The sequence below is a fragment of the Nocardia sp. X0981 genome (genome assembly GCF_977089955.1).
Map to the genome: position 1 here is coordinate 4,534,337 of NZ_OZ372435.1, position 19,589 is coordinate 4,553,925.

21 protein-coding genes, 1 tRNA gene and 1 pseudogene are annotated in these 19,589 nt (G+C 65.7%); 12 read left to right on the forward strand and 11 right to left on the reverse strand.

Features of this window, described 5'->3' with window-relative positions:
• Positions 1-10: 10 nt before the first annotated feature.
• Entirely contained in the window at positions 11-895 is an 885-nt protein-coding gene (locus ACYR7D_RS19905) for an SAM-dependent methyltransferase (protein ID WP_459546039.1), read from the reverse strand.
• Positions 892-1,317: a hypothetical protein gene (locus tag ACYR7D_RS19910; protein ID WP_459546040.1), complete on the reverse strand. Its 426-nt coding sequence runs from the start codon at positions 1,315-1,317 to the stop codon at positions 892-894. The genes ACYR7D_RS19905 and ACYR7D_RS19910 overlap by 4 nt, the downstream gene beginning before the upstream one ends.
• A 452-nt stretch (positions 1,318-1,769) precedes the next feature.
• Here ACYR7D_RS19910 and ACYR7D_RS19915 point away from each other — a divergent pair, with 452 nt between their 5' ends.
• A complete protein-coding gene (locus ACYR7D_RS19915; protein WP_459546041.1) occupies positions 1,770-2,879 on the forward strand; it encodes a hypothetical protein in 1,110 nt (369 codons plus the stop codon).
• Here ACYR7D_RS19915 and ACYR7D_RS19920 read toward each other — a convergent pair.
• From ACYR7D_RS19920 to ACYR7D_RS19930, 3 genes are read right to left on the reverse strand one after another with little or no spacing between them, the layout of a single operon-like run.
• Complete coding sequence (locus ACYR7D_RS19920; protein ID WP_459546042.1) at positions 2,863-3,399, reverse strand: NUDIX domain-containing protein; 537 nt, start codon at positions 3,397-3,399, stop codon at positions 2,863-2,865. The genes ACYR7D_RS19915 and ACYR7D_RS19920 overlap by 17 nt on opposite strands.
• A gap of 52 nt (positions 3,400-3,451) precedes the next feature.
• Positions 3,452-3,664, reverse strand: a complete 213-nt coding sequence (locus ACYR7D_RS19925; RefSeq protein WP_459546043.1) for a hypothetical protein — start codon at positions 3,662-3,664, stop codon at positions 3,452-3,454.
• Positions 3,661-4,167, reverse strand: a complete 507-nt coding sequence (locus ACYR7D_RS19930) for a DNA-directed RNA polymerase subunit beta (protein WP_459546044.1) — start codon at positions 4,165-4,167, stop codon at positions 3,661-3,663. Before ACYR7D_RS19930 ends, ACYR7D_RS19925 begins: the two co-directional genes overlap by 4 nt.
• Before the next feature lie 268 nt (positions 4,168-4,435).
• Here ACYR7D_RS19930 and ACYR7D_RS19935 point away from each other — a divergent pair, with 268 nt between their 5' ends.
• The 3 genes from ACYR7D_RS19935 (at position 4,436) to ACYR7D_RS19945 (ending at position 7,101) form a co-directional block, all read left to right on the forward strand.
• Positions 4,436-5,278, forward strand: coding sequence for a helix-turn-helix domain-containing protein (locus ACYR7D_RS19935; protein ID WP_459546045.1), 843 nt, complete (start codon positions 4,436-4,438; stop codon positions 5,276-5,278).
• A complete protein-coding gene (locus ACYR7D_RS19940; RefSeq protein ID WP_459546046.1) occupies positions 5,275-5,484 on the forward strand; it encodes a DUF397 domain-containing protein in 210 nt (69 codons plus the stop codon). The genes ACYR7D_RS19935 and ACYR7D_RS19940 overlap by 4 nt, the downstream gene beginning before the upstream one ends.
• A gap of 472 nt (positions 5,485-5,956) precedes the next feature.
• Positions 5,957-7,101 (forward strand): IS3 family transposase gene (locus ACYR7D_RS19945; RefSeq protein WP_459545790.1). Its coding sequence is split into 2 segments (ribosomal slippage): positions 5,957-6,236 and positions 6,236-7,101, totalling 1,146 coding nucleotides; the frame shifts between segments, so codons are not numbered across the junction.
• Here the strand turns inward: ACYR7D_RS19945 and ACYR7D_RS19950 are convergent.
• Positions 7,052-8,320 carry a helix-turn-helix domain-containing protein gene (locus ACYR7D_RS19950; protein ID WP_459546047.1) on the reverse strand — a complete coding sequence of 423 codons (1,269 nt, stop codon included), beginning with the start codon at positions 8,318-8,320 and terminating at the stop codon, positions 7,052-7,054. The genes ACYR7D_RS19945 and ACYR7D_RS19950 overlap by 50 nt on opposite strands.
• Before the next feature lie 176 nt (positions 8,321-8,496).
• Between ACYR7D_RS19950 and ACYR7D_RS19955 the strand changes: the two genes are divergently transcribed.
• Both ACYR7D_RS19955 and ACYR7D_RS19960 read left to right on the forward strand, forming a co-directional pair.
• On the forward strand, positions 8,497-8,814 hold the full coding sequence (locus ACYR7D_RS19955) for a hypothetical protein (RefSeq protein WP_459546048.1): 318 nt from the start codon (positions 8,497-8,499) through the stop codon (positions 8,812-8,814).
• 195 nt (positions 8,815-9,009) lie between these two features.
• On the forward strand, positions 9,010-10,110 hold the full coding sequence (locus tag ACYR7D_RS19960; RefSeq protein WP_459546049.1) for a hypothetical protein: 1,101 nt from the start codon (positions 9,010-9,012) through the stop codon (positions 10,108-10,110).
• On the opposite strand, the gene ACYR7D_RS19965 is transcribed toward ACYR7D_RS19960, so the two are convergent.
• Positions 10,058-10,651: a hypothetical protein gene (locus ACYR7D_RS19965; protein WP_459546050.1), complete on the reverse strand. Its 594-nt coding sequence runs from the start codon at positions 10,649-10,651 to the stop codon at positions 10,058-10,060. The two genes, ACYR7D_RS19960 and ACYR7D_RS19965, sit on opposite strands and share 53 nt — an antisense overlap.
• Positions 10,652-10,809: 158 nt before the next feature.
• Positions 10,810-11,385: a dihydrofolate reductase family protein gene (locus ACYR7D_RS19970; RefSeq protein WP_459546051.1), complete on the reverse strand. Its 576-nt coding sequence runs from the start codon at positions 11,383-11,385 to the stop codon at positions 10,810-10,812.
• A 69-nt stretch (positions 11,386-11,454) separates the two neighbouring features.
• Here ACYR7D_RS19970 and ACYR7D_RS19975 point away from each other — a divergent pair, with 69 nt between their 5' ends.
• Positions 11,455-12,573 carry an alpha/beta hydrolase fold domain-containing protein gene (locus ACYR7D_RS19975; RefSeq protein ID WP_459546052.1) on the forward strand — a complete coding sequence of 373 codons (1,119 nt, stop codon included), beginning with the start codon at positions 11,455-11,457 and terminating at the stop codon, positions 12,571-12,573.
• On the opposite strand, the gene ACYR7D_RS19980 is transcribed toward ACYR7D_RS19975, so the two are convergent.
• Positions 12,510-13,418, reverse strand: a complete 909-nt coding sequence (locus ACYR7D_RS19980; protein WP_459546053.1) for an alpha/beta hydrolase — start codon at positions 13,416-13,418, stop codon at positions 12,510-12,512. The genes ACYR7D_RS19975 and ACYR7D_RS19980 overlap by 64 nt on opposite strands.
• Positions 13,419-13,694: 276 nt before the next feature.
• Here ACYR7D_RS19980 and ACYR7D_RS19985 point away from each other — a divergent pair, with 276 nt between their 5' ends.
• The 4 genes and pseudogenes from ACYR7D_RS19985 to ACYR7D_RS20000 form a co-directional block, all read left to right on the forward strand.
• Entirely contained in the window at positions 13,695-13,868 is a 174-nt protein-coding gene (locus ACYR7D_RS19985) for a hypothetical protein (RefSeq protein WP_459546054.1), read from the forward strand.
• Positions 13,869-14,149: 281 nt separating this feature from the next.
• A tRNA-Pro gene (locus ACYR7D_RS19990) sits at positions 14,150-14,223 on the forward strand.
• A gap of 332 nt (positions 14,224-14,555) precedes the next feature.
• The gene (locus ACYR7D_RS19995) at positions 14,556-14,906 is read left to right on the forward strand and encodes a transposase (protein WP_459546055.1); all 351 of its coding nucleotides are present in this window, start codon (positions 14,556-14,558) and stop codon (positions 14,904-14,906) included.
• A 78-nt stretch (positions 14,907-14,984) separates the two neighbouring features.
• Positions 14,985-15,212, forward strand: a pseudogene (locus ACYR7D_RS20000) (integrase catalytic domain-containing protein); the annotation flags it as partial.
• 351 nt (positions 15,213-15,563) lie between these two features.
• On the opposite strand, the gene ACYR7D_RS20005 reads toward ACYR7D_RS20000, so the two are convergent.
• A complete protein-coding gene (locus tag ACYR7D_RS20005) occupies positions 15,564-16,196 on the reverse strand; it encodes a YdcF family protein (RefSeq protein WP_459546056.1) in 633 nt (210 codons plus the stop codon).
• A gap of 364 nt (positions 16,197-16,560) precedes the next feature.
• On the reverse strand, positions 16,561-17,790 hold the full coding sequence (locus ACYR7D_RS20010) for a cytochrome P450 family protein (protein WP_459546057.1): 1,230 nt from the start codon (positions 17,788-17,790) through the stop codon (positions 16,561-16,563).
• A gap of 326 nt (positions 17,791-18,116) precedes the next feature.
• Here ACYR7D_RS20010 and ACYR7D_RS20015 point away from each other — a divergent pair, with 326 nt between their 5' ends.
• Entirely contained in the window at positions 18,117-19,499 is a 1,383-nt protein-coding gene (locus ACYR7D_RS20015; protein WP_459546058.1) for an FAD-dependent oxidoreductase, read from the forward strand.
• The last annotated feature ends 90 nt before the right edge of the window (positions 19,500-19,589 follow it).

A 19,589-nucleotide genomic window follows, 5' to 3' on the forward strand; every position in this document is an offset into this window, starting at 1 on the left:
AGCCGGTTCCTCATCCGTCTGTCTCGCTGTCGTAGGGTTTGTGGGCGACTGCGGCCAGCATCAGCCGATCCTCGGCCAGTCGGCCGCATGCTCGGGGCCCGGTAGGCCACCAATCCTCCGACTCGACCAGGCCCGGGGGCAGCAGGTTCAGCCCCGCAAGGTACGAGGCGATCTGCTCACGAGATCGGAACCAACCCGAACCGAGTCCACCGTATATGTGGCGACGCTGCACTTCGACCGCCATGTCGTGTGCTTCCGGGTCGTCTTCCGGTGCCCAGTAATGCGTGATGACAATGTGTGATCCTGGGGGCAACAGGTCGATGAGTCGGCGCATGATCTCGGCGGGATTCAGACGGTCGGGAATGTGGTGCAGTAGCCCGCACACGAGGACCCCGACGGGGCGGGTCAGGCTGATACGTGCACGCAACAGCGGGTTGTTGAGCAGTTCGAACGGCTCGAGGATGCTGCCCCGCAGATAGCGGATGGTGTCGTTGTCCCAGTATGCCAACCCGTGTGCGATACATAAGGGGTCGTTATCGACGTACACCACCGGTATGCGGTGCCGGGAAACCGGTGTGGTGTAGCGCGGGTTCACGATTTCGTGGGTGGCGTGCCCGACCGGGTACGTGGGAAGCCCGGCACCGATGTCGAGGAACTGGTCGATACCCACGGACTCGGCGAGGTAGCGCAGGGCGCGTTCTTGGAAGCGGCGGCCCGCGACCAGGGTGTGCCGCCAGCGGGGTGCGATATCGAGCACCTGCATCAGCGCCATGCGGTCGGCGGTGTAGTGGTCTTTTCCACCCATGGCGGCGTCATGAACGCGTGGGATGCTCGCGCGCGTGTTGTCGGCACCGACGGGTTCGAGGACGCCGATTTCCGGCGCGGTTTCCGTCATCGGCGGTGTGGCTCCGTCGTGTAGTGGAGAGCGTCGTAGTAGCGCCGGCACCGGTGCTCCACGTGTGTGCTCATCACGAGGTGGGCGTGCGAATAACCGGTGAACGGCGTGGTTGCGCGGCAATCCTTTTCGGTGCTGCGCGCAACAGTTGATGTGGTCTCGGTGTCAGCTGCATATCTCACCGTCTCGGGGTTCCTGGCTTTCCAGCGGGCGATAATTCGGTCGATTTCGTCTTGCATCCGGTAGGTGTCCGCGGGCACGGGCTCCTGAGGTTCGGTGGCTTCGTCGAGCTGGTGTAGGCCGGCGAGGACGCGCTCGTATAGGCCGCGGTCGTGGGGTTCGTGGTGCCACAGCTGCGGGGCGGCCGCCATGGCATGGCTGCCTGACGTTCTGACGGGCAGTGGGGGTATGGCCTCGCTCATCGGGTGACCTCACTGGCTCGGGGACGTAGATGGGCCGACCCGCGCCGGCCGATGGGACTGCCCGGACGCCGGGTGGCCATTCCAGATGACTTCACGGACTCGTGGTCGAGAAAGATGTGCACATGGGGCGGGTGTGTGCACATGGGGTGTGCACGCAGGCGATTCGATAGCCGCCTTCCGGTTCTTCGTGCCACACTCCCGGAATGGGTCGCCGCGCGAAACAGCCGAACCGCCAACTCGAAGAGTTGATCGAGGAATCCGGGATTAGCCGGAAAGGGTTGGCGCGACGTGTGGTCGAGCGCGGCAAAGCGGTCGGCGTCGAACTCGGATATGACCACACCTCGGTCGGTCGGTGGCTGGCCGGTGAGCAACCGAACCCGCCCGGTCCGGAGCTGATCGCGGAAGTGCTCACCGAGGTCATCGGCCGGAGGGTGAGTCCTCTGGATTGTGGGATGGCCGGTGGGGAGACGGCCGACCTCGGGCTGGAATTCTCGTTGAGCATCGCGGAGGCCACGGCCGCTGCGACAGCATTGTGGAGGAGTGATGTGGAGCGCAGAAGGTTTCTGACGGGCGCGTCTTACGCGGTCGCGGTGTATCCGGCGGCGTCTATGAGGTGGCTGACTCTGCCCGGCCCCGAGCATCCTGTTTCATCCGGTCATCGGCGGGTCGGGCAGGCCGATGTCGATGCGGTACGGACGATGACCTCGGCGTTCCGGGACCTGGACAACAGGGTCGGCGGGGGGAAGGTCCGGTCGACGGTGGTGCACTACCTGCACACGTCGGTAGCGCCGCTGCTGCGCGGCTCCTACAACGAGCCGATCGGGCGCCAGTTGTTCGCTGCCACTGCCGAGCTGACGAAGCTCGCGGGATGGGCTGCCTACGATCTCGAGGAACACGGACTGGCGCAGAGGTATTTGATTCAGGCGTTGCGGATGTCGCGTGCCGCCGGTGATGCCGGTCTCGCCGCGGAGATTCTGGCGGCGATGAGTCATCAGGCAACCTATGTGGGGCGGCCCGGTGATGCTGTGGATTTGGCGCGTGCCGCGCGGATCGCGGCCCGGTCCGCCGGGTTGGCGGCGCTGGAGTCGGAGTGCCACATGGTGGAGGCCCATGGGCATGCGGCACGGTCCGACAGGGCGTTGTGTACCTCGTCGCTGAATGCGGCGGAGCGTGCGTTCGCCCGCGCCGAACCTCAACGGCCGGGATGGCTGGAGTACTTCGATGGTGCGTACATGTCGGCGAAGGCCGCGCATTGCTTCAGGGACCTGGGTGACCATGCGCGGACGGCGAAGTTCGCCGAGGAGTCACTGAAGATGTCCGATGGTTACCTGCGTGGGAGGGTGTTCAACCTCTGTTTGTTGGCGTCGGCGCGTGCGGATGAGGATCCACGGGAAGCGGCGCGGGTTGGGTCAGAGGCGGTGGAGTTGGCGGCCGGGCTGGAGTCGCGGCGAAGCTACTCGTATCTGCGGGAGGTGCGGTTCCGGCTGGCCCCTTACAACGATGTGACCGAGGTCGCGGAGTTCCGCGAGCGAGTGTCGGCTATGGTCAGGCGGGCAGACTGAGGGCCCGGTAGACGGCGACGACCGTGGCGGCGCCGACGATCTCCCCGTGGTCGATCATCTCGACAGCGGTGGACAGTGGAACCCAGCGGATGTGTTCGGCTTCGTTGACATCGGGTGTGGTGTCGGTGAGGTCGGCACCCCGCGCCAGGTACACCTCTTGAGGCTGGTCGAGGGTGCCGATGGCGGGTTGATAGGTGACGAGGTGTTCCATGGTGCGGGGCCGCCACCCTGTTTCCTCTTCGACCTCGCGTGCCGCTGCCGCGGCGATGTCTTCGGCATGGTCGACGTAGCCGCCGGGGAGCTCCCACACCCATTTATCGATGATGAACCGGTGCCGGTACATGAGGAGCGCTTCGCGTCGGTCGTTGAGGACCAGGGTCATGGCGCAGCGGGGCATGCGGGCGACGTACTGGGTGAATGTGGTTCCGTCGGGGAGTTCGACGTCGACCGTGGAGAGCCGGATGTGGCGGTTCTCGTCGACTACGTGTTCGCCGTGAATGGTCCACTGGGTTCGCGTCACCCTGTCGACGGTAACGCAGGATGGTGGCTCGGTCGCCGCGACGTTGTGATTGTCATAGGTGCAGGTAGAGCCGTTCGTTGGGAAGGCGAGGGAGCCCGACCGGGTGGCCCGGGATGATCGTTGCGGTGTCCTGATGGTGGGCCCGCCACTCACGGAGGAAGAGCGCGGCTGCGGTGTGGCAGGCGGCGTAGTCGAAGCGGAGGCCGTGGAGGTGGATGCTGAGGTGGACGTCGGGTTCGTCGAGCAGTGGTGAGCGGTCGGTCATGGGCGGTGTCCGATGGTGGGGGTGCGCAGCCAACCGGTGCGGGCGGCGCAGGTTCGGATGGAGTCGATGACGGTGAGTCCCGAGGGGCGGAACGGGCAGTGGGGCAGGTGGACCCATTGGCGGAAGTGGTCGCCGCGGTCGGTGGGGGAGGGGAGGGCGATGGTGGCTCCGGTGCGGGCTATGGAGACGTCGAGGCGGAACATTTCGGCGAACAGGGCCGTGTCATCGGGGAGGTCGGGGCGGATGAGGAAGATCCAGCGGCCGGAGCGGGGGTGGGCGATGATGGGGCCGGCGCCTGAGCCGGCGTCGTGGTCGCGGCGGTGTCGCAGGTCGGTGTGTACGGCGGAGCCGAGTGGTGAAGGCATGATGAGCGCCCAGGTGTGTCGGGCGCGGATGATGATCCGGCCGAGTTCGGGTGGGTCGATGCAGGCGGGCAAGTCGCAGACGCGGCGGTAGAACACGCAGCGGGTGTGTGGGGTGTCGCCGAATGGAACGTGCTGCATCCCAGAGCCTTCGGGTCGGGGTCAGAGGCGGTTGCTCACTTGCGGTGAGCCGATACGCGCCGGGTGGTGGGCGAGTTGCCCGGCGTGCGTGGAGCAAGCTGACCACGGTGACTCGTGTGCGCCAATATCCACGCTGAATATTCGATGAAAGCCGCCCATAGCCGCTGTGCATTACCTACTGTGAATGCCGTCGAAATTCACTGTGAGACAGGGAGGGGCGGGTTCGATGACGGGATCACCGGCTGGTTCGACTGTTCCGCGTAGGCAGTTGGGGCGTCATCTGCGCGAACTGCGCACGGCGGCGGGGTACACGATCGCCGCGGCGGCGGAGTTGATCCAGTGGAGCCCGAGCATGTTGCAGCGGGTGGAGAAGGGGAATATGGACAAGGTCCGGGACGTGGATGTGCGGGAGCTGTGCCGGATCTACGATGCGGCGCCGGAGTTGGTGGAGGCGCTGATCGGGCTTGCCCGGCAGGCGAACACGGAGGAGTGGTGGCATTCCTACGGGGATCTGATTCCGGAGAACTTCGATGTGTACGTGGGACTGGAGACCGTGGCCACCAGTCTGACCGCGTATCAGTCGGAGTTGGTGCCGGGACTGCTCCAAACTGCCGACTATGCGCGCACATTGATCCGCACGGGTTATCCCCGTGGCAGCGACGCCGAGATAGAGCGTCGTGTTCAACTCAAGGTCAAACGGCAAAGTCTGCTCAGGCGTTCGGTTCGGCCGGTGCGGTACGACGTGGTGCTCCATGAGGCGGTGTTGCGTCGGGTGATCGGATCACCAGCGATCATGAAGGCCCAGATCAAGGCGCTGGCGGACCTGAGCACCCGCCCGAACATCACTATCCGCATGCTGCCGTTCACGGCGGGCTACCCGACGGGCGAACAGATAGGTTCGTTCACGATCCTGGAATTCGGTATGGACGGCAAAGGTAACTCGGTCGAACCTCCGGTGGTGTACATGGAGGGGTACACGGGGGACCTGTATGCCGACAAACCGCGGACGGTGCGTCGGTACCGTGATGCATACCGGGTCATCCAGGCGGCAGCGCTGGGGGACCAGGACAGCCGGAAGAGGTTCCGGGACCTTGCTAAGGAGTATGTATGAGCGTGGACATGTCAGGTGCTCGCTGGTTCAAGAGCAGCCGCAGCGGAGCGAGCAAGGACTGTGTTGAGGTTGCGCACCTGCGCGATGGCGTGGTCGGCGTCCGCGACTCCAAGAATCCCACCGGTCCGGCCTTGGCCTTTGCTCCGCACGAATGGGACGCCTTTACCCATGCGTTGCGGCGCGGTGGTTTCGAAAGCTTCGCATAGGGCGATCCGATCCGACCCTATGGTGCCGGTCCGGGACCGGCACCATAGGGTCTCGTCAGTGACTTCGGTCTTCCTTGGCCGTTGACTGGACCCACCCGGAGGGCTCCAGTCAGGGGCTCTCGAGCAGGTTCATCTGATCTGGCTTCCTCTGGTCGCTCCTCGAATAGGCTCGGGTCCAAGGGGCGGTGGCGGGTCCCTGCAATTGGTGCATCTGACCGAAACCGCGTGTCGGATCGTCGGCGCTTCCTGCTGTGGCCGGCTGTCCGGCTGTGGGGTTTGGTTGGATACCGACCCCCTGGTTCTGCTCGGCCCCTTGAGTTGGCAACGAAACCTTATGAACGCTGAGATTTGAAGGATCTACGCCGATACCACACCGACTCGTTGTGCCAGGTGTCCGAGTTCGCCGGGACTGCCCCCGGTTTGGTTGACTCCTGACCTGTGAGGATCGCTCCTCGCTGGAAGGATGTCCCTCATGCCGAAGCCATATCCCGAAGAGTTCCGCCGTGACATCGTCGCGGTCGCCCGTAAGGGCGAGATCTCGTTGACCCAGATCGCGAAGGACTTCGGAATATCGCAGAGCTGTGTGAAGAACTGGCTCAAGCAAGCCGATATCGACGACGGCCACCGGCCCGGCGCCACCCGTGACGAGTCGGCCGAGCTGCGCGAAGCGCGTAAACGGATCCGTCAGTTGGAACAAGAAGCCGAGGTCATGCGCCGCGCGGTCGCCTATTTCTCGCGTGACGTCAACCCAAAATGAGTTACCCGCTGGTCCTCGACCTGGCCGCTGACGGTATCCCCGTCGCGGTGACCTGCCGGGTACTCGGCTTCTCCACCCAAGCGTTCTATAAATGGAAACGATGCCCTGTCTCGCAACGCGATTGGGACGACGCCCATCTGATCAACGCCGCTCTCGACATCCATGCCGACGACCCGGCTTTCGGCTACCGATTCATCGCCGACGAGCTGCCTGCCCGCGGTATCCGTGCGGGCGAGAACAGGGTCCACCGGTTGTGTTCAGCCCAGCGGATCCGGAGTGTGTTCGCCAAGAAACGCGGCCTGAACCGCAAGGCCGGCCCGCCGGTCCACGACGACCTCGTCGGACGCCACTTCACTGCCGCCGTTCCGGACGCGGTGTGGTTGACAGACATCACCGAGCACTGCACCGGTGAAGGAAAACTGTATTTATGCGCTGTCAAGGACGTGTTCTCCAACCGGATCGTCGGGTATTCGATCGATTCGCGGATGAAGGCGTCGTTGGCGGTGTCGGCACTGAACCATGCCGTCACTCTCCGAGCGCCTACCGCGACGATCGTCCACTCCGACAGGGGCAGTCAATTTCGCTCTCGGAAGTTCGTGAACGCATTGTCGAGCAATGGATTACGAGGTTCGATGGGCAGAGTCGGGGCGTGTGGTGACAACGCTGCTATGGAGTCGTTCTTCGCGTTGCTGCAGAAGAATGTTCTCGACCGGGAGCGGTGGGCGACCCGCGACGAGCTCCGGATGGCGATCGTGGTCTGGATCGAGAAGACCTACCACCGCACCCGTCGGCAACGCCGACTCGGCCGCCTCACCCCGATCGAGTTTGAGACAATAAACCGGCCCGCACTCGCGGCCTGAAAGACCAAACCCGCGAGTCAACCAAACTCACAGCAGTCCCGCCCGTAGTCAGGCTCCGGCGGGCCGAGCGCATCATGTGCCCGACCAGTTCCCGGACGTGCGTCATGTTCCGGACCTTTTGCGGTGCTGCGTGTTCGGCATGGAGGAGAGCGTGCAGCGAACCCCGGTAATTCCGGCGTATCGCGTGGGCTCGGCTGATCTCGACGAAATACTGAGCACGTCGACCATCGGACGGGAGATCGGTCGGCAAGAGGTGCGGTGCCAGGGCGAGCACCTGTTCTGCGTCCCGACGTTCCAGGGCCGCGGACATGCGCCATAGGGTGATGTTGGCTTTTCCGAATGTCAGGTTGGACAGCAACGACGTGTTCGGTGCGGCATGTGCAAGCCGGATTTCCTGTTCCGCCGCCTCGGCGAAGTGAGAGGCGGGGTCCTTACCCATGGCGCTGGTTACCAGCCCTGCCTGCAAGTGCAGCATTCCGCACAATTCGATCTCGCCGGCCGTGCGCGCGTCGTCGGCCAACTTCGCCGCTGCGTTCGTTGCGGTTTCCAGGGCGGCAGGTAACGCCCCTGGTCGGGACAGGAGAATTTGGCTGCGAGTGAAAGCGACGGCGGCGAGCGCGGCTGTCCCGCCGATGTTCTGTGCCGCCTTCTCTGCCTCCTGCGCAGCCGTCCATGCCAAGGATGGGTAGCCGAAACTTCTGAGCACCGATGCCGCGGTGTGCGCGGTCGTGGCGAGGATATCCCATGCGCGGTCTCGTTCCGCGTCGCTCGTGTCTCGAATGTGCTGGTAACACTCGGTGAGTATGGGCGCGATCTTCGGCCCGAGCGCTGCGTAGTCGCATTCGACGCTGAGCGCCTCGACATCTTCTGCGGCCGATGCGAGTTCATCGAGAGTCCGTGTCGGCGAGGTGGGTGTGATGTTGCCCGCGGCCCATAGCGCGGTTTCGATAGCGGGGACCGACCCGTGAATACCGGCCACGGACGGATCGAAGCGTTCCTCGGCGTGCCCGGTCAGGTCCGCGAGGGTGACGCCGAGCGCCTGTGCGAGCGCGCAGAGGGTGCGGCGAGAATCGACCGGTCGTTCACCGGTCTCGTATTTGGCGATGGCACTGCGACTCATACCGGCCAGATCGGCGAGAACCTGTTGAGAAATACCGCGACGCGCGCGGATCATGCGGACTCGCCGACCGACGTAGCGGTCTTCATCTGCGCCGTTCATCTCGTGCGTTCCCCTCGACGTCACCCGGAAATCCCATGCTAACCGCGTTGTTCCGCAGCGGAACAGTCCGCGGCCTGGTGGAGGTCACTCTTGACGCCGACACGCGGCGTCGGGTTGACCTCGAGCCCCCGACGCCGGGTGTCTGCCAATCCAACACAGGGGACAAGGGGTGCGATATGACCGAAATACCGAAGGCGATCGGATTGATCCGGCGAGAGGTGACCGGCCGCGGCGCCGATATCCACGTGCTCGCCGAACAGCACGGCTACCGATTGGTGTTCAGCGTCGTGCTCGATATCGGGCCGTTGGTTTCGGCGCTGGTGATCGCACAGCACATCTACGAGCACAACGCCGGCGCCGTGATCGTCCCCGGTTTCGAGCATGTCGACTCGGTGCGACACATCGTGACCGATCTCGCCGCGCTCATCACTCCCATGTGCATCTACCCGCGCGGCTACCGATGGCCGCTGCGCGACCTCGAGGACCGACGATGAGCGGAGCCGATCTCGCCTTGACCCTGTTGACGCTCGGTTTGGTCGCGCTGACCGTGGCCTTGTACCGGACGTAGCCGAGCCGCCAGGAATCACCCACGCCCAGAGGTCGAAAACCGGCATATCGCCTGAACCGGTCGTTACCTCGAGTTACCTTCGGAGAGAGTCCTTTTCGCAGTGACCTGGGGGTGTGAGATCGTGAACGGAATCCAGGATGCGCTGTTCTTCGACGAATCCGACAGCCCACCGAGCTTCGGGCCGCCGTTCATGGCGCACGCACCCGCGTCGGCGGCAGAGGCACTTGCATCACTGACCGTCTCCGGCAATGTGGGCGCGGTGATCACCACACGCAGCGAGACGGACGCGAAAAAGGCGATTCGCCGCATTCGGCAAGTGAATCAGCACTCGGCTGTTCTGCTCGACGCGAGTCGCTACAGCGGCAGGAAGCGCGGGGTAGGCGCCCGCTGCATGACTACCGAGTGGATCAATATGCAGGTGAGACTCGGGTTGCGGTGGGCGCTCACCGACTCCGGGTACATTCCTGCCCACGATGTGGTTGCTCTGCGTGCGGTGCTCGCCTGGGGGTCGGACTCGCCGCAGTTGGTGACGGCGCTACCGCTGGCGATTCAGTGGCTGACAGTCGATCACGAAGCTCTGATCACCGAGCTCGCCGCCGCCGGTAAGCCTGTCGCGCTGATGCTCGAGTCCGAAGGTGATCCGCTCGCGACGGAAGCCGCGGTCTCGGGATTGATCGCCGTGCTGGGCTGCCCGGTGCCTGTCCTGCTGCTCCGGTCGGACACATCCGTGTTGGGCGCCCTCGCGCACGGTGCCGCCGCGGTCTCGGTCGGTACCAAAACCGGGTTGCGCCATATTTATCCGGTCACAGAGAGAGACGGCCGGCCCCTACCACCGCCGCCGCCCGCGGCGTATGTCCCCGCGTTGTTGTCCTATAGGCGGCTCACCACGATCGAGGACGGGATCGCGCGAAATCCCGGCCTCGATGTGTGGAAATGCGACTGCGGGGTGTGCCTGGGGCGGTCACTCGACTGGATCTGGTATCGAACCGATCCCGAGGAAGCGGCCTTCGAACACTCCCTCGCCGCTCAGGCCGAGCTGGCGAAGAGCCTCATGGCGTACCCGGCGGGGGAGCGGGGGAACAGGTGGAAGGCGATGTGCGCTGCCGCTCAGCGGAACCACGAGGTGATCGCGAAAAGGAAAAACGGGGCATGGAAGCCGGCGGAGGCACTCAATGCGTGGGTGTCGTCGACCCCGCATCCGCAGGCGAGTACCCAGCAGTGAGTGCCCGCTCGAACAGTAGCTCCTCCTTGTGCCGCAGCGATGTCATCCGTCGCGCGGTGGGCACCGGCCCGCGCCGCCCTTGTACGAGAACATCGAAGTCGCCGGCCTGTTCACGAACAACGCAGACCTCGGCGAGGTCGAATTCCGACAGTGTCCACGCGGTGGGGCCGCGGGCGCCGGAGGTGAGCCATAGCCCGGCGCCGTAGCCGGCGAGTGAGTCGAGCGCGTTCAGTGCGTCCGCGGGCTTGGGAGTGGTCGAGACGAAACCGACGATCGACACGGCCGGACGGGGTGGCAAGGCCCCCATATCGGTTGTCCAGGATTCCCATATCGCCAGGGTGGATCGATCGAGTTCTGGGCCGTGCCCGCCGGCAACGCGCTCCTCCCAGGCCTGGGTATCGATCTCCACCACCGGGAGCACCGTGTAGTCGCTGACTCTCGTCCGAGGCAGCACCACCCCATCCCACGCCGCGGCGCGGACACCGTCTGCTACTCGTCGCGGTACGGATTCGTATCGTTCGGGGGTTCGGTGGCCGATCATCGGGATCAACGGTAGACGGTGCCGGACCGTCCTCGGCAGGCAATGGGTCGACAGGCGTTGACGGCGTAGTGCCGCCGACAACCATGCCCGGTCGGTGGGGTTCAGGCGAGACGTCGGATCAGGGTTCGGATGACGGTCCGGGTATCGGCCGGGACAGGTCAGCGGAGGACGTCGTAAACCAGTTTCTGGATGCCGTTGCTGTAGGACTCGCTTTCGACGAGCCGCAGGTTCTGCTTGTCCTTGTCGGTATCACTGAACAACCGCTTACCCGCACCGAGCAGGACCGGGAAGACGAGTAGATGGTAACGATCGATCAGGCCCGCATCGGAGAGGTTGCGGTTCAGGGTGGCACTGCCGTGGATGCTGATCGGCTCGGTCTCGGTTTCCTTGAGGGCGGCGACGTCGTCCAGTGAACGGAGGATGCTGATCTTTCCCCAGTTGGACACCAGGTCCTTCTCCTGCAGCGTGGTCGACACGACGTACTTCGGCATCGCGTTGTAGCCGGGGAACTCCTCGGTCATGTTCGGCCACACCGGCGAGAACACCTCGTAGCTGACCCTGCCCATCAGCATGGCCCCGGCCTCTTTCTGCTCACGGCTCTTGATCTCGTAGGCGGCCGCGTCGAACTCGATATCGGTGAAGGTCCAGCCCGAGTTGCGGTAGCCCGGTTCCCCGCCAGGGGCCTCTACGACACCGTCGAGCGAGACGAACGCGGTGGAGATCAGGATGGACATCGGTTCTACTCCTTCGCTGGTGGGGCACTGTCGTCACTGCGTCGAGCGGGGGCCGCCGCATGCGACATCATGGGTCGAGGAAGTAGACGGCCCTCGGCCGCGGAAATCATCGGTCGGCCGCTCGGGAGTTACAGCCGTGCTGCGGGCTCGGTCGACGGGCAGTGGGCAGGAAGCGCCGAATACGACCGGAGGGGCAGCTGCCGGGTAGTCTCCGTCGGCTACCGGCGCGCACCCGAAGCCGCGTATCCCGCCGGGCTGCGGGACTGCTACGGCGTGATCCGCTGGGTCACGGACAACCGCGCGGACCTGAACGGGGACGGCGCCACGCTGGCGCTGGCCGGGGACAGCTCGGGTGGCGGGATGGTCGCGTCGGTTACCGCCACGGCCCACGACGACGGTTTTCGTGGAGGGCTCGCGGGAACGGGTGACCGCCGACCAGTGGCCGCCGAAAAAGATCGAATACAGGTCGCTGTACCTGCGACCCCGCGGCAAGCTCTCACCCGAGCCGGAACCGATGGTGCGGAATACGCCGCGCCCGAGGGTTTCTACCAGGCGCACCTCACGGTCACCGGCAAGGTCGAGATATTGCGGTGGAGCACCGCACCGTTCGACGAGCCCACCGAGCTCATCGGCACCGGCGCCACCCACCTCTTCGCCGAAATCGACCAGGACGATACGAATTTCATCATGCGGATGTGGGACGAGGCGCCGGGTGGCGCACGGCAGCTCATCACCTCCGGCTACCTGAAGGCCTCGCACCGCGAGCTGGACGAGCAAACCACCGAGGGAACCCCTACCACCCGCACCGTGCCCGTCGAACCCCGGACGATCGAGGAGTACGTGCTACGCCTGTACCCGTTCGCCGCGACCTTCCTGCCCGGTCACCGGCTGACAGTGGAACTGTCGAACGACGAACCCCTGGCCGACGCGCACAACGCCCTGCTGCCGCCGGACGCGTTCCACCTGCCGGTGGGCCGGCCCGCACCCACAAAATCTATCGCGATGCCGCCCACCGTTCCCGGCTGGTGCTGTTGTTCACGACACGCACCCCGGTGGGGAACAAGTAGGCGACCGCGGCTTCACCCGGAACTCGGGCGAGGCGCCAGGCCGGCCGGTGGTCACCGTCAGCGGACGCCGAGCGCGTCCAGGATCATCGGCCGGGCGGTCGCCATCGCCTGCCCCCAGTAGGGCCAGCTATGGGTGCCGTTGACGATATCGACGCGGGCCGGGATGCCCAGCGCCGCGATACGGTCGCGGAACATATGCGCGGCCACCGAGGCCGTCGCCTCCAAGCCCATACCGTTTATGGTGTTGCCGACCCCGTACGGCAGGTCGGGGGCCCCGGGCGTGCCGTTTCCGGCCGAGATGTACATCGGCAGGCCGCGCAGCAGTTCGGCCTGCACGGTCGGATCGTTGCGGCTCCAGGCAGGGTCACCGGGCGGGCCCCACATATCGTCCACATTGAACCGGCCCTCGTCCCACAGCGCGGCCCGGACCGCCTCGTTCCACATCGGGAAGGTCGGGTTCAGGAACCCGGAGAACGAGGCGGCGAACTTGAACCGGTCGCGGTGGTGCGCGGCCAGCGTGAGAGCCGCCCCGCCGCCCATGGAAGCCCCCACGATGGCGTTGTTGCTCCGGGAAACCCCGTAATTCGCCAGGAAGGCCGGCAACTCCTGGGTGAGGAAGGTTTCCCACTTGTACGGGGTGGCCTGGCCGTTGGTGCTGCTCGGCCGGTACCAGTCGGTGTAGAAACTGGAGTGCCCGCCGACCGGGAACACCAGCGTGACGTTATCGCCGGCGAACTGCCGCAGCACATCGGTATCGCTGGTCCACTGACTGTGATCGTGCGGTGCGCGGAGGCCGTCGAGCACATAGATCGCCGAACTGCCGCCGCGGGCCGCCCACTGCACCTGGACCTTGATCGGCCCCATACTCGACGGCACCATGAGCTCCTGGTACCCACCGGCCGGGGCCTGTAGCGCCGGAACCATGATCGGCGTGGTGCCGGCCACCGCCCCGCCCACCGAGGTCATCAGCACCGCCGCGGCAACAACCGCACCGGCTCGCCGCAGTCGCCTCCGCTCAACCCGCCGGTACCCTGCTCGCACTTCCTGCTCTCTGATCGGTCTCGTCTCGCGCACTTGAGCAAGTTACCCAAACGGCCCGGCTTCACCCATGTGCCACGCAGATATCACCCGGGTTTCTCGCTCCCACAGCCGGATTGTCCCGATCCGCGCCCACGGCCGGCCCCGCCGCCGGCCTCCCGGCGGGTGCCGGATCGGTGTACAGGTGATCAGTGTGGGGAGTGGATGCTGCGGTGCGGAGCCGGCGCGGCGCAGCTCGATGGTCCGGGTGAGCGCCGGGCCATCGTGCAATCGATCCAGGATCTGCTCGGCGATGCCGACGAGATCCAGCGCGAACAGGACCCGCCGCTCGCCCGATGCGTCGAGAAATCGCTCCGGGGAGCCGGTGCAGATCGGTGACGGCCAGGAACCCGTGCGGGTCGGCCGGGAGCTCTTGCCGCTGCCGCTGCCGGTTGTGCCGGTCCGCGGTGAAAAGATCGGTTCCGGTGCCCGCGGCTGCCTGTGCTGTACACGGCTGGACCGCGTCTGTCGAAGTACCCGGCGCCGACGACCGCGATGCGCCCGGGATCGCGCCACCGGCTGCGCTCCGATTCGGCCCGCGCTACCCCCTCTCACCAGGCGATTAGCTCTCCAGGACACCTCTGAGGTAATCTCATCGGGCGCCCGGGAGACGGGCGCAACGGGCTGTGGCGCAGTTTGGTAGCGCACTTGACTGGGGGTCAAGTGGTCGCAGGTTCAAATCCTGTCAGCCCGACAGCGAAAACCCCTCCTGACCAGCGGTCGGAGGGGTTTTTTCGTGGGGGAGATTTGACGTTATCTGTTCGGATCCAGCCAAAATCTCACCTTTTCGAGTGCAGGAGGCACCCGGATCAGGGTTTTTGCCGCAGGCCCAGCGCTCGAGGACTTCTCGATTGCCGGGCACCGTCTCGGGCATATCGATGTAATGGGTGTGGGCGATCTCCACAGTGTTGCCCAGCTGGCGGGCGGCGCGATGGGTGTCGTGATAGGCGTGGTCGACCGCGGTCGCGACCCCTTTCCGGAAGGTTCGTGGGGTGACCCAGGCGAAGTCGTCGCTGTGCCGACGAGGTGACCGCGGCGGGGGCTTCGGGCGAGGAGATCGCCGCTGACCTGCAAGTATCGGAAGCGGCGTTGTATAACTGGAGGCGCCGGTACGGCGGGATGGACACCGACGCCGCCAAGGAGTTCGAGGAGCTGCGCGAGCAGAACGCGAGGCTCGAGCGACTGCTGGCCGATGCCGAGCTGGAGAAAGACGCGCTGCGAGAGATTGCCAAGGGAAAATTTTGGGCCCGGCGGTCAAGCGGCGGGCTGTGGACATGTTCTTGCAGGTCAAGGGCATGTCCGAACGGTTCGCCTGCAGAATCGTCGGGCTGCATCGATCCACATCCGGCGGCTGCCGCTCGCCCAAACCGCAGGTGATCCGGATGCCGGCACCAGGGCCTGGGTGCGTGATATGCGCGCAAGAACCCCTGTCCCGGGTTCCGCCGGGTCTGGGCGGTGTGGGCGTTGGACTTCCCATTCGACTCCACCGTCGACGGGCGGGCGGTGAAGATCGCGTCGATGGTCGATGAACACACCCGCGGGTCACTGCTGCACGTAGTGGAACGCTCCATCACCGGCGAGGAGCTCGTCGCCGAACTCGGGCGGGTGTTCGCTGTTCGTGGTGCGCCGCGAGGGCTGCGGTGCGACAACGGCCCGGAGATGATTTCCGAAGCGCTGCAACGGTTCTGCGCCGACCGGGTCGGCATCGCCTACATTCCGCCTGGCACGCCCTGGAACAACGGCTACATCGAATCGTTGGACGCCGGCCGAGTACGCTGCGGCCTGCACCCACCCTCACCATCCGGTGGACTGCGCGATCAACTGAAACCGACGAAACAACCCGGGCTCTACTACCAGGTGGTCGCATTATCGGGGACTGGTCAGGGCTTTGAGGCTGGACAGGGCGGCCATGAAGAACACTCTGCGCAGGCGTCGGTTGTAGCGGGTGGGCCGGTGCAGGTTGCCGCTCACGCGGCCGGGGCGGCGGGCGCGTCGATCGGGCCGAGTTCGTGAGTGCTCGTCAGGTCGGCCGGATCACGGCGCGAAGGAGGTCGCGAAGGCGGGGACTTGGCACGGGGCGAGTGTCGCCGTCACCGGAACCCCGGCGGCGAGGAAAATGCGGGTTGCCCGGGCGATATGGTTTTCCGAGGTCACCACCACCGCGTCCCGGGCACCCAGGCTGTGGATGAGCGCCGCGCTGCGTTCGGCGTTCTCGACCGTATTACCGGCAGTGGCCTCCTGATGTACGCGTTGTGCCGGCAATCCGTGCCGCAGCAGCCAATCGGACATCGCTGCCGCTTCGGTGCGTCCGTTGCGGGGATTGCCGCCGGTGACGATCACCGGAGACTGCGGCGCCAGGAGCGCCTGCACATATCCGGCTCGTAGCCGGTCGGTGAGTTCGGGGCGCATGCTGCCATCGGGCAGCAGACCGTATCCGAGGATCACAATCGCGGTCTCAGGTCCGTGGACCCGGACCAGTGGGCTGTCGAGTACGTCGATCAGGACGGCCGGTTGCAGCGGCGCGGCCGGGGGAGCGGACTCGGCAGTACCCGCGAAATAGCCGGCGCAGACCGTGACCGACAACAGTGTGGTGAGAGTCGCGCGCGCCGTGCGCGACCGTGAGCGGGTGCTCCGGTGGTGGGCGGGGCCGGCGAAGGAGTCGAGCATGGGTGCTCCGAACGGAAGGGGCCGAGGGGCCGGAAGAGGAGTAGTCCCCTCTCATATTCGGTGTATTCGACGTAATTGTCTCGTGATCTGCTGTGATGTCTGATTGTTCACTGAATACAACCGGTATCCATTGGTATATGGAACTGCTCGGAGGGAATTTTCGTGTGGCGTAAATCCCCGTAGGGAAACGCTATTCGTTCGATTTCTGTGAACAGGACCAATTCCGTTGTCGGCCATTCGTGACGTGTCCAGTTCGCTAGTTCCGACACCTTGCGCCGGAACTGGCGTGGGGGATCGGAGGCTGCTCCGGCGCGTCGATATCCGGCCGCACGCGGTCGTCCGGTGGCGTCGCCCGGGCTCCTGCTCAGGGCAGTGGAATCGGCGGCGTCGGCGGGAACTGGACGGGGAGCGCGTCCAGCGCACGGTTGTATCCGCCCACGCGCCAGGACAGTTCCTCCACCGGCTGTGCGAGCTCCATTTCGGGAAGCGCGTCCAGTAGTTGTTCCAATGCGTAATGCCCGATCACGAAGGAGGGGTCCTGCGCCGGGCAGACATGGGGTCCCGCGCCCCAGGCCAGATGCGACCGATTACCGGAACGGTCGCCGGTGCCCATGCCCACGATTGCCGGATCACCGGTCACCGCCGCGGAGCTCACGATCACCGGTTGATTCGCCGGGAGCCACACCTCGCCCACGAGCTGCGGCCGGCGCGGGTACCGGATGCAGAAGTTCGCCAGCGGGGGGTCGGTGAACAGTACTTCTTCGATCGCATCCTTGATGGACAGGGCGCCGCCGAGCAGGGAATCGGCGAAGCGGGGATCGGTGGCCAGCAATACCAGTGAATTGATGATCAGATCGGACATCGGCTCGACTCCCGAGCCGAACAGCATGACCACCTGATGCGCGATCTCCAGGTCCTCCAGACCGGCCGGATGAGCCATCATCCACGAGGTGACATCGTCGGCCGGGGAGCAGCGTTTGACCTGGAGTTCTTCCAGCAGAATCGTGATCAGCGACTGATTGGCCGCCTCGGCCGCCGCCGCGTCTTCCGCCATCCGGATACCCGCGATCGCGCCCAGCAGTCGCTGCCCGGTCTCGAGCGAGAATCCCAGCATATGGTTCATCAGCTGGAACGACAGCGGCACGCTGAACTGGGAAACCATTTCGGCCGAACCTGTTTCGCAGAAACTGTTGATCAGCCCGGTGGCGGTGCGCTCCACCGCCGTGTGCAGGCCGTATAGGTCGACACGGGACAGGCTGTCGGTATAGACCTGACGCAGCCGGGTGTGTTCGGGGCCCGACAGCCGCAGGGCGCACGGCCGGAACTGCATGATGTGGGAGACCGGCGTTCCCGGTGCCAGTCCGGCCTGCCAGGGTCGCGGATCGGACGAGAAATGCTCGTGGTTGTTGAGGATCTCCAGCGCTTCCCGGTAGCCGATCACCAGGGTTGCGGGCATTCCGGGCTGGATCTCGACCGGTACCAGCGAACCGTACGCTTTCCGCATCGTCCGGTACGCCCTGTGCGGGTCGGCGGCGAACTCGGGTGTGTAGATCGGCACGGCGGGGCCGTCGAGCTCGATCGGTGTCGAAAACATCGGTGTCCTCACAGGGTGCGATAACTCCTTGTGTGCCGAAGGCAGGACCGCAACGGACCCGGCGGGCCTTCTCCATCGGCACGCCGCCCGCGGCCGATCGGTCATCCGGTCCGCGGGCGCACTCCGAGGAGGGTGAACGCACGGCCGCGGATCGCCGAATTACATTGCGCTCCACTATGGTTGCTTAGCGAAAGTACACTACTTCCGTACTCTCGGGTGGTGCCCATCGGGTACGGTCCCAACGCGACTCCGGCACGTCCCGGGGTCGGCGCGGCAGCCCGCTGGTGCCGTGTGCATATGATGTCGACTTCGTCTGGAGGCTGCAGATGTCCCTTTCCCACGCGGTGGTCCTCGGTGCGAGTGTTGCCGGTTTGCTTTCGGCTGCCGCGTTGAGCAAGAGCTTCGACACCGTCACCCTCGTCGAGCGAGACCAGCTCGCCGACGCATCGGTGCCGCGACGCGGTGTGCCGCAGGGCAATCAAGTTCATCAGCTGATGCCGGCCGGGCTGATGCGCATCGATGAGCTGCTGCCGGGATTCAGCGACGACCTCCTCGCGCAGGGCTGCGACCGCTACGAGGTCGACCGTGATGTCGCGCTTCTGTACCCGATGGGCTGGGCGGCTCGGGTGGCCGGGGGAATGGATGTCATCGGCTTTCTCCGGCCGACCTTCGAATGGGTGCTGCGGCGGCGGGTGCTGGCACTGCCCAATGTGCGTTCGGTGCACGGCATCGCCACCGGGCTGCTCACCGGTGCGGACGGCACCGCGATCACCGGGGCCCGGGTGATCGGTGCCGCCGGCGAGCAACTGGACGCCGATCTCGTGGTCGACGCGACCGGCCGCGGATCCAAGGCACCGAAGTGGTTGAGCGAACTGGGCTACACACCGCCGGCCGAGCAGCATGTGCGGCCGTTCCTCGGTTACGCCACGATGGTGGTCCGCCTCCCCGAGGGCGCGCTCCCGGCCGGGCTCCGCGGTATCGCCGCCACGCCGAATCCCGCTCATCTCACGGGCGGAGCCATCCTGCCCTGCGGTAACGGCCGGCATGTCGTGGCCGCCATGGGGATGTCGAAGAACTATCCGCCGGCCACTTACGAAGAACTGCTCGACTTCTTGGACCAAGCGCCGAGCCCCCTGCTGGGGAAGGCCGTACGTGCCGCGGAATTGGTCATCGAGCCCGATACCTACCGTATGCCGGGCAACCAGCGCCGGCTCTGGGAGCAGCTGGACCGGCGGCCGGAAGGGTTCGTCGCCATCGGTGACGCCGTCGCGGCATTCAATCCGATCTATGGCCAGGGTATGACGATCGCCGCTATCGGCGCATCCCTGCTGGCGCGGGTCGTCGCGTCCACGGACGGGGCGGTCACCGGGGTCGCCGAGAAGTTCGCCGCCGAACTGGCGCCTTGGACCGACTACGCCTTCGCCATGGCCGCCCATACCGATTCGTTCTTCCCCGGCGCCGAATTCGTGAACTTCACCCCGCCGGACCCGCAAGCCGCCGCCGGTGAAGCGTTCGCCGCGGCCGCCGCCACCACCGATATCGCTGTTGCCCAGGGGTTGCGGCGGGCGGCCTACTACATGGATCCGTCCGGTATGCAGTCCCCTGCCGTACAGCAGACCATCGCCGACTGGGCAGCCACGGGGCGGCAGCCGGACCCGGCCCTCACCGATCCGGCCCAACCGCCCAGCACGATTCATACCGTGGGTTGATTCTGCTCGTCTCCGAATCCGGTCGGCCCCGCGGTGTGGGCGCGATATCGCCGAGCCGATCGGCCCGATGGAGGTCCGCGCTATGTTCGG

Excerpts from the sequence above, each read along its gene's own strand:
- ACYR7D_RS19905 (WP_459546039.1), bottom strand. The coding sequence starts at position 895 with ATGACGGAAACCGCGCCGGAAATCGGCGTCCTCGAACCCGTCGGTGCC.
- ACYR7D_RS19910 (WP_459546040.1), bottom strand. The coding sequence starts at position 1,317 with ATGAGCGAGGCCATACCCCCACTGCCCGTCAGAACGTCAGGCAGCCAT.
- ACYR7D_RS19915 (WP_459546041.1), top strand. The coding sequence starts at position 1,770 with ATGGCCGGTGGGGAGACGGCCGACCTCGGGCTGGAATTCTCGTTGAGC.
- ACYR7D_RS19925 (WP_459546043.1), bottom strand. The coding sequence starts at position 3,664 with ATGACCGACCGCTCACCACTGCTCGACGAACCCGACGTCCACCTCAGC.
- ACYR7D_RS19930 (WP_459546044.1), bottom strand. The coding sequence starts at position 4,167 with ATGCAGCACGTTCCATTCGGCGACACCCCACACACCCGCTGCGTGTTC.
- ACYR7D_RS19940 (WP_459546046.1), top strand. The coding sequence starts at position 5,275 with ATGAGCGTGGACATGTCAGGTGCTCGCTGGTTCAAGAGCAGCCGCAGC.
- ACYR7D_RS19950 (WP_459546047.1), bottom strand. The coding sequence starts at position 8,320 with ATGAACGGCGCAGATGAAGACCGCTACGTCGGTCGGCGAGTCCGCATG.
- ACYR7D_RS19955 (WP_459546048.1), top strand. The coding sequence starts at position 8,497 with ATGACCGAAATACCGAAGGCGATCGGATTGATCCGGCGAGAGGTGACC.
- ACYR7D_RS19965 (WP_459546050.1), bottom strand. The coding sequence starts at position 10,651 with ATGATCGGCCACCGAACCCCCGAACGATACGAATCCGTACCGCGACGA.
- ACYR7D_RS19970 (WP_459546051.1), bottom strand. The coding sequence starts at position 11,385 with ATGTCCATCCTGATCTCCACCGCGTTCGTCTCGCTCGACGGTGTCGTA.
- ACYR7D_RS19975 (WP_459546052.1), top strand. The coding sequence starts at position 11,455 with ATGGGTCGAGGAAGTAGACGGCCCTCGGCCGCGGAAATCATCGGTCGG.
- ACYR7D_RS19980 (WP_459546053.1), bottom strand. The coding sequence starts at position 13,418 with ATGACCTCGGTGGGCGGGGCGGTGGCCGGCACCACGCCGATCATGGTT.
- ACYR7D_RS19985 (WP_459546054.1), top strand. The coding sequence starts at position 13,695 with ATGCTGCGGTGCGGAGCCGGCGCGGCGCAGCTCGATGGTCCGGGTGAG.
- ACYR7D_RS20005 (WP_459546056.1), bottom strand. The coding sequence starts at position 16,196 with ATGCTCGACTCCTTCGCCGGCCCCGCCCACCACCGGAGCACCCGCTCA.
- ACYR7D_RS20010 (WP_459546057.1), bottom strand. The coding sequence starts at position 17,790 with ATGTTTTCGACACCGATCGAGCTCGACGGCCCCGCCGTGCCGATCTAC.
- ACYR7D_RS20015 (WP_459546058.1), top strand. The coding sequence starts at position 18,117 with ATGTCCCTTTCCCACGCGGTGGTCCTCGGTGCGAGTGTTGCCGGTTTG.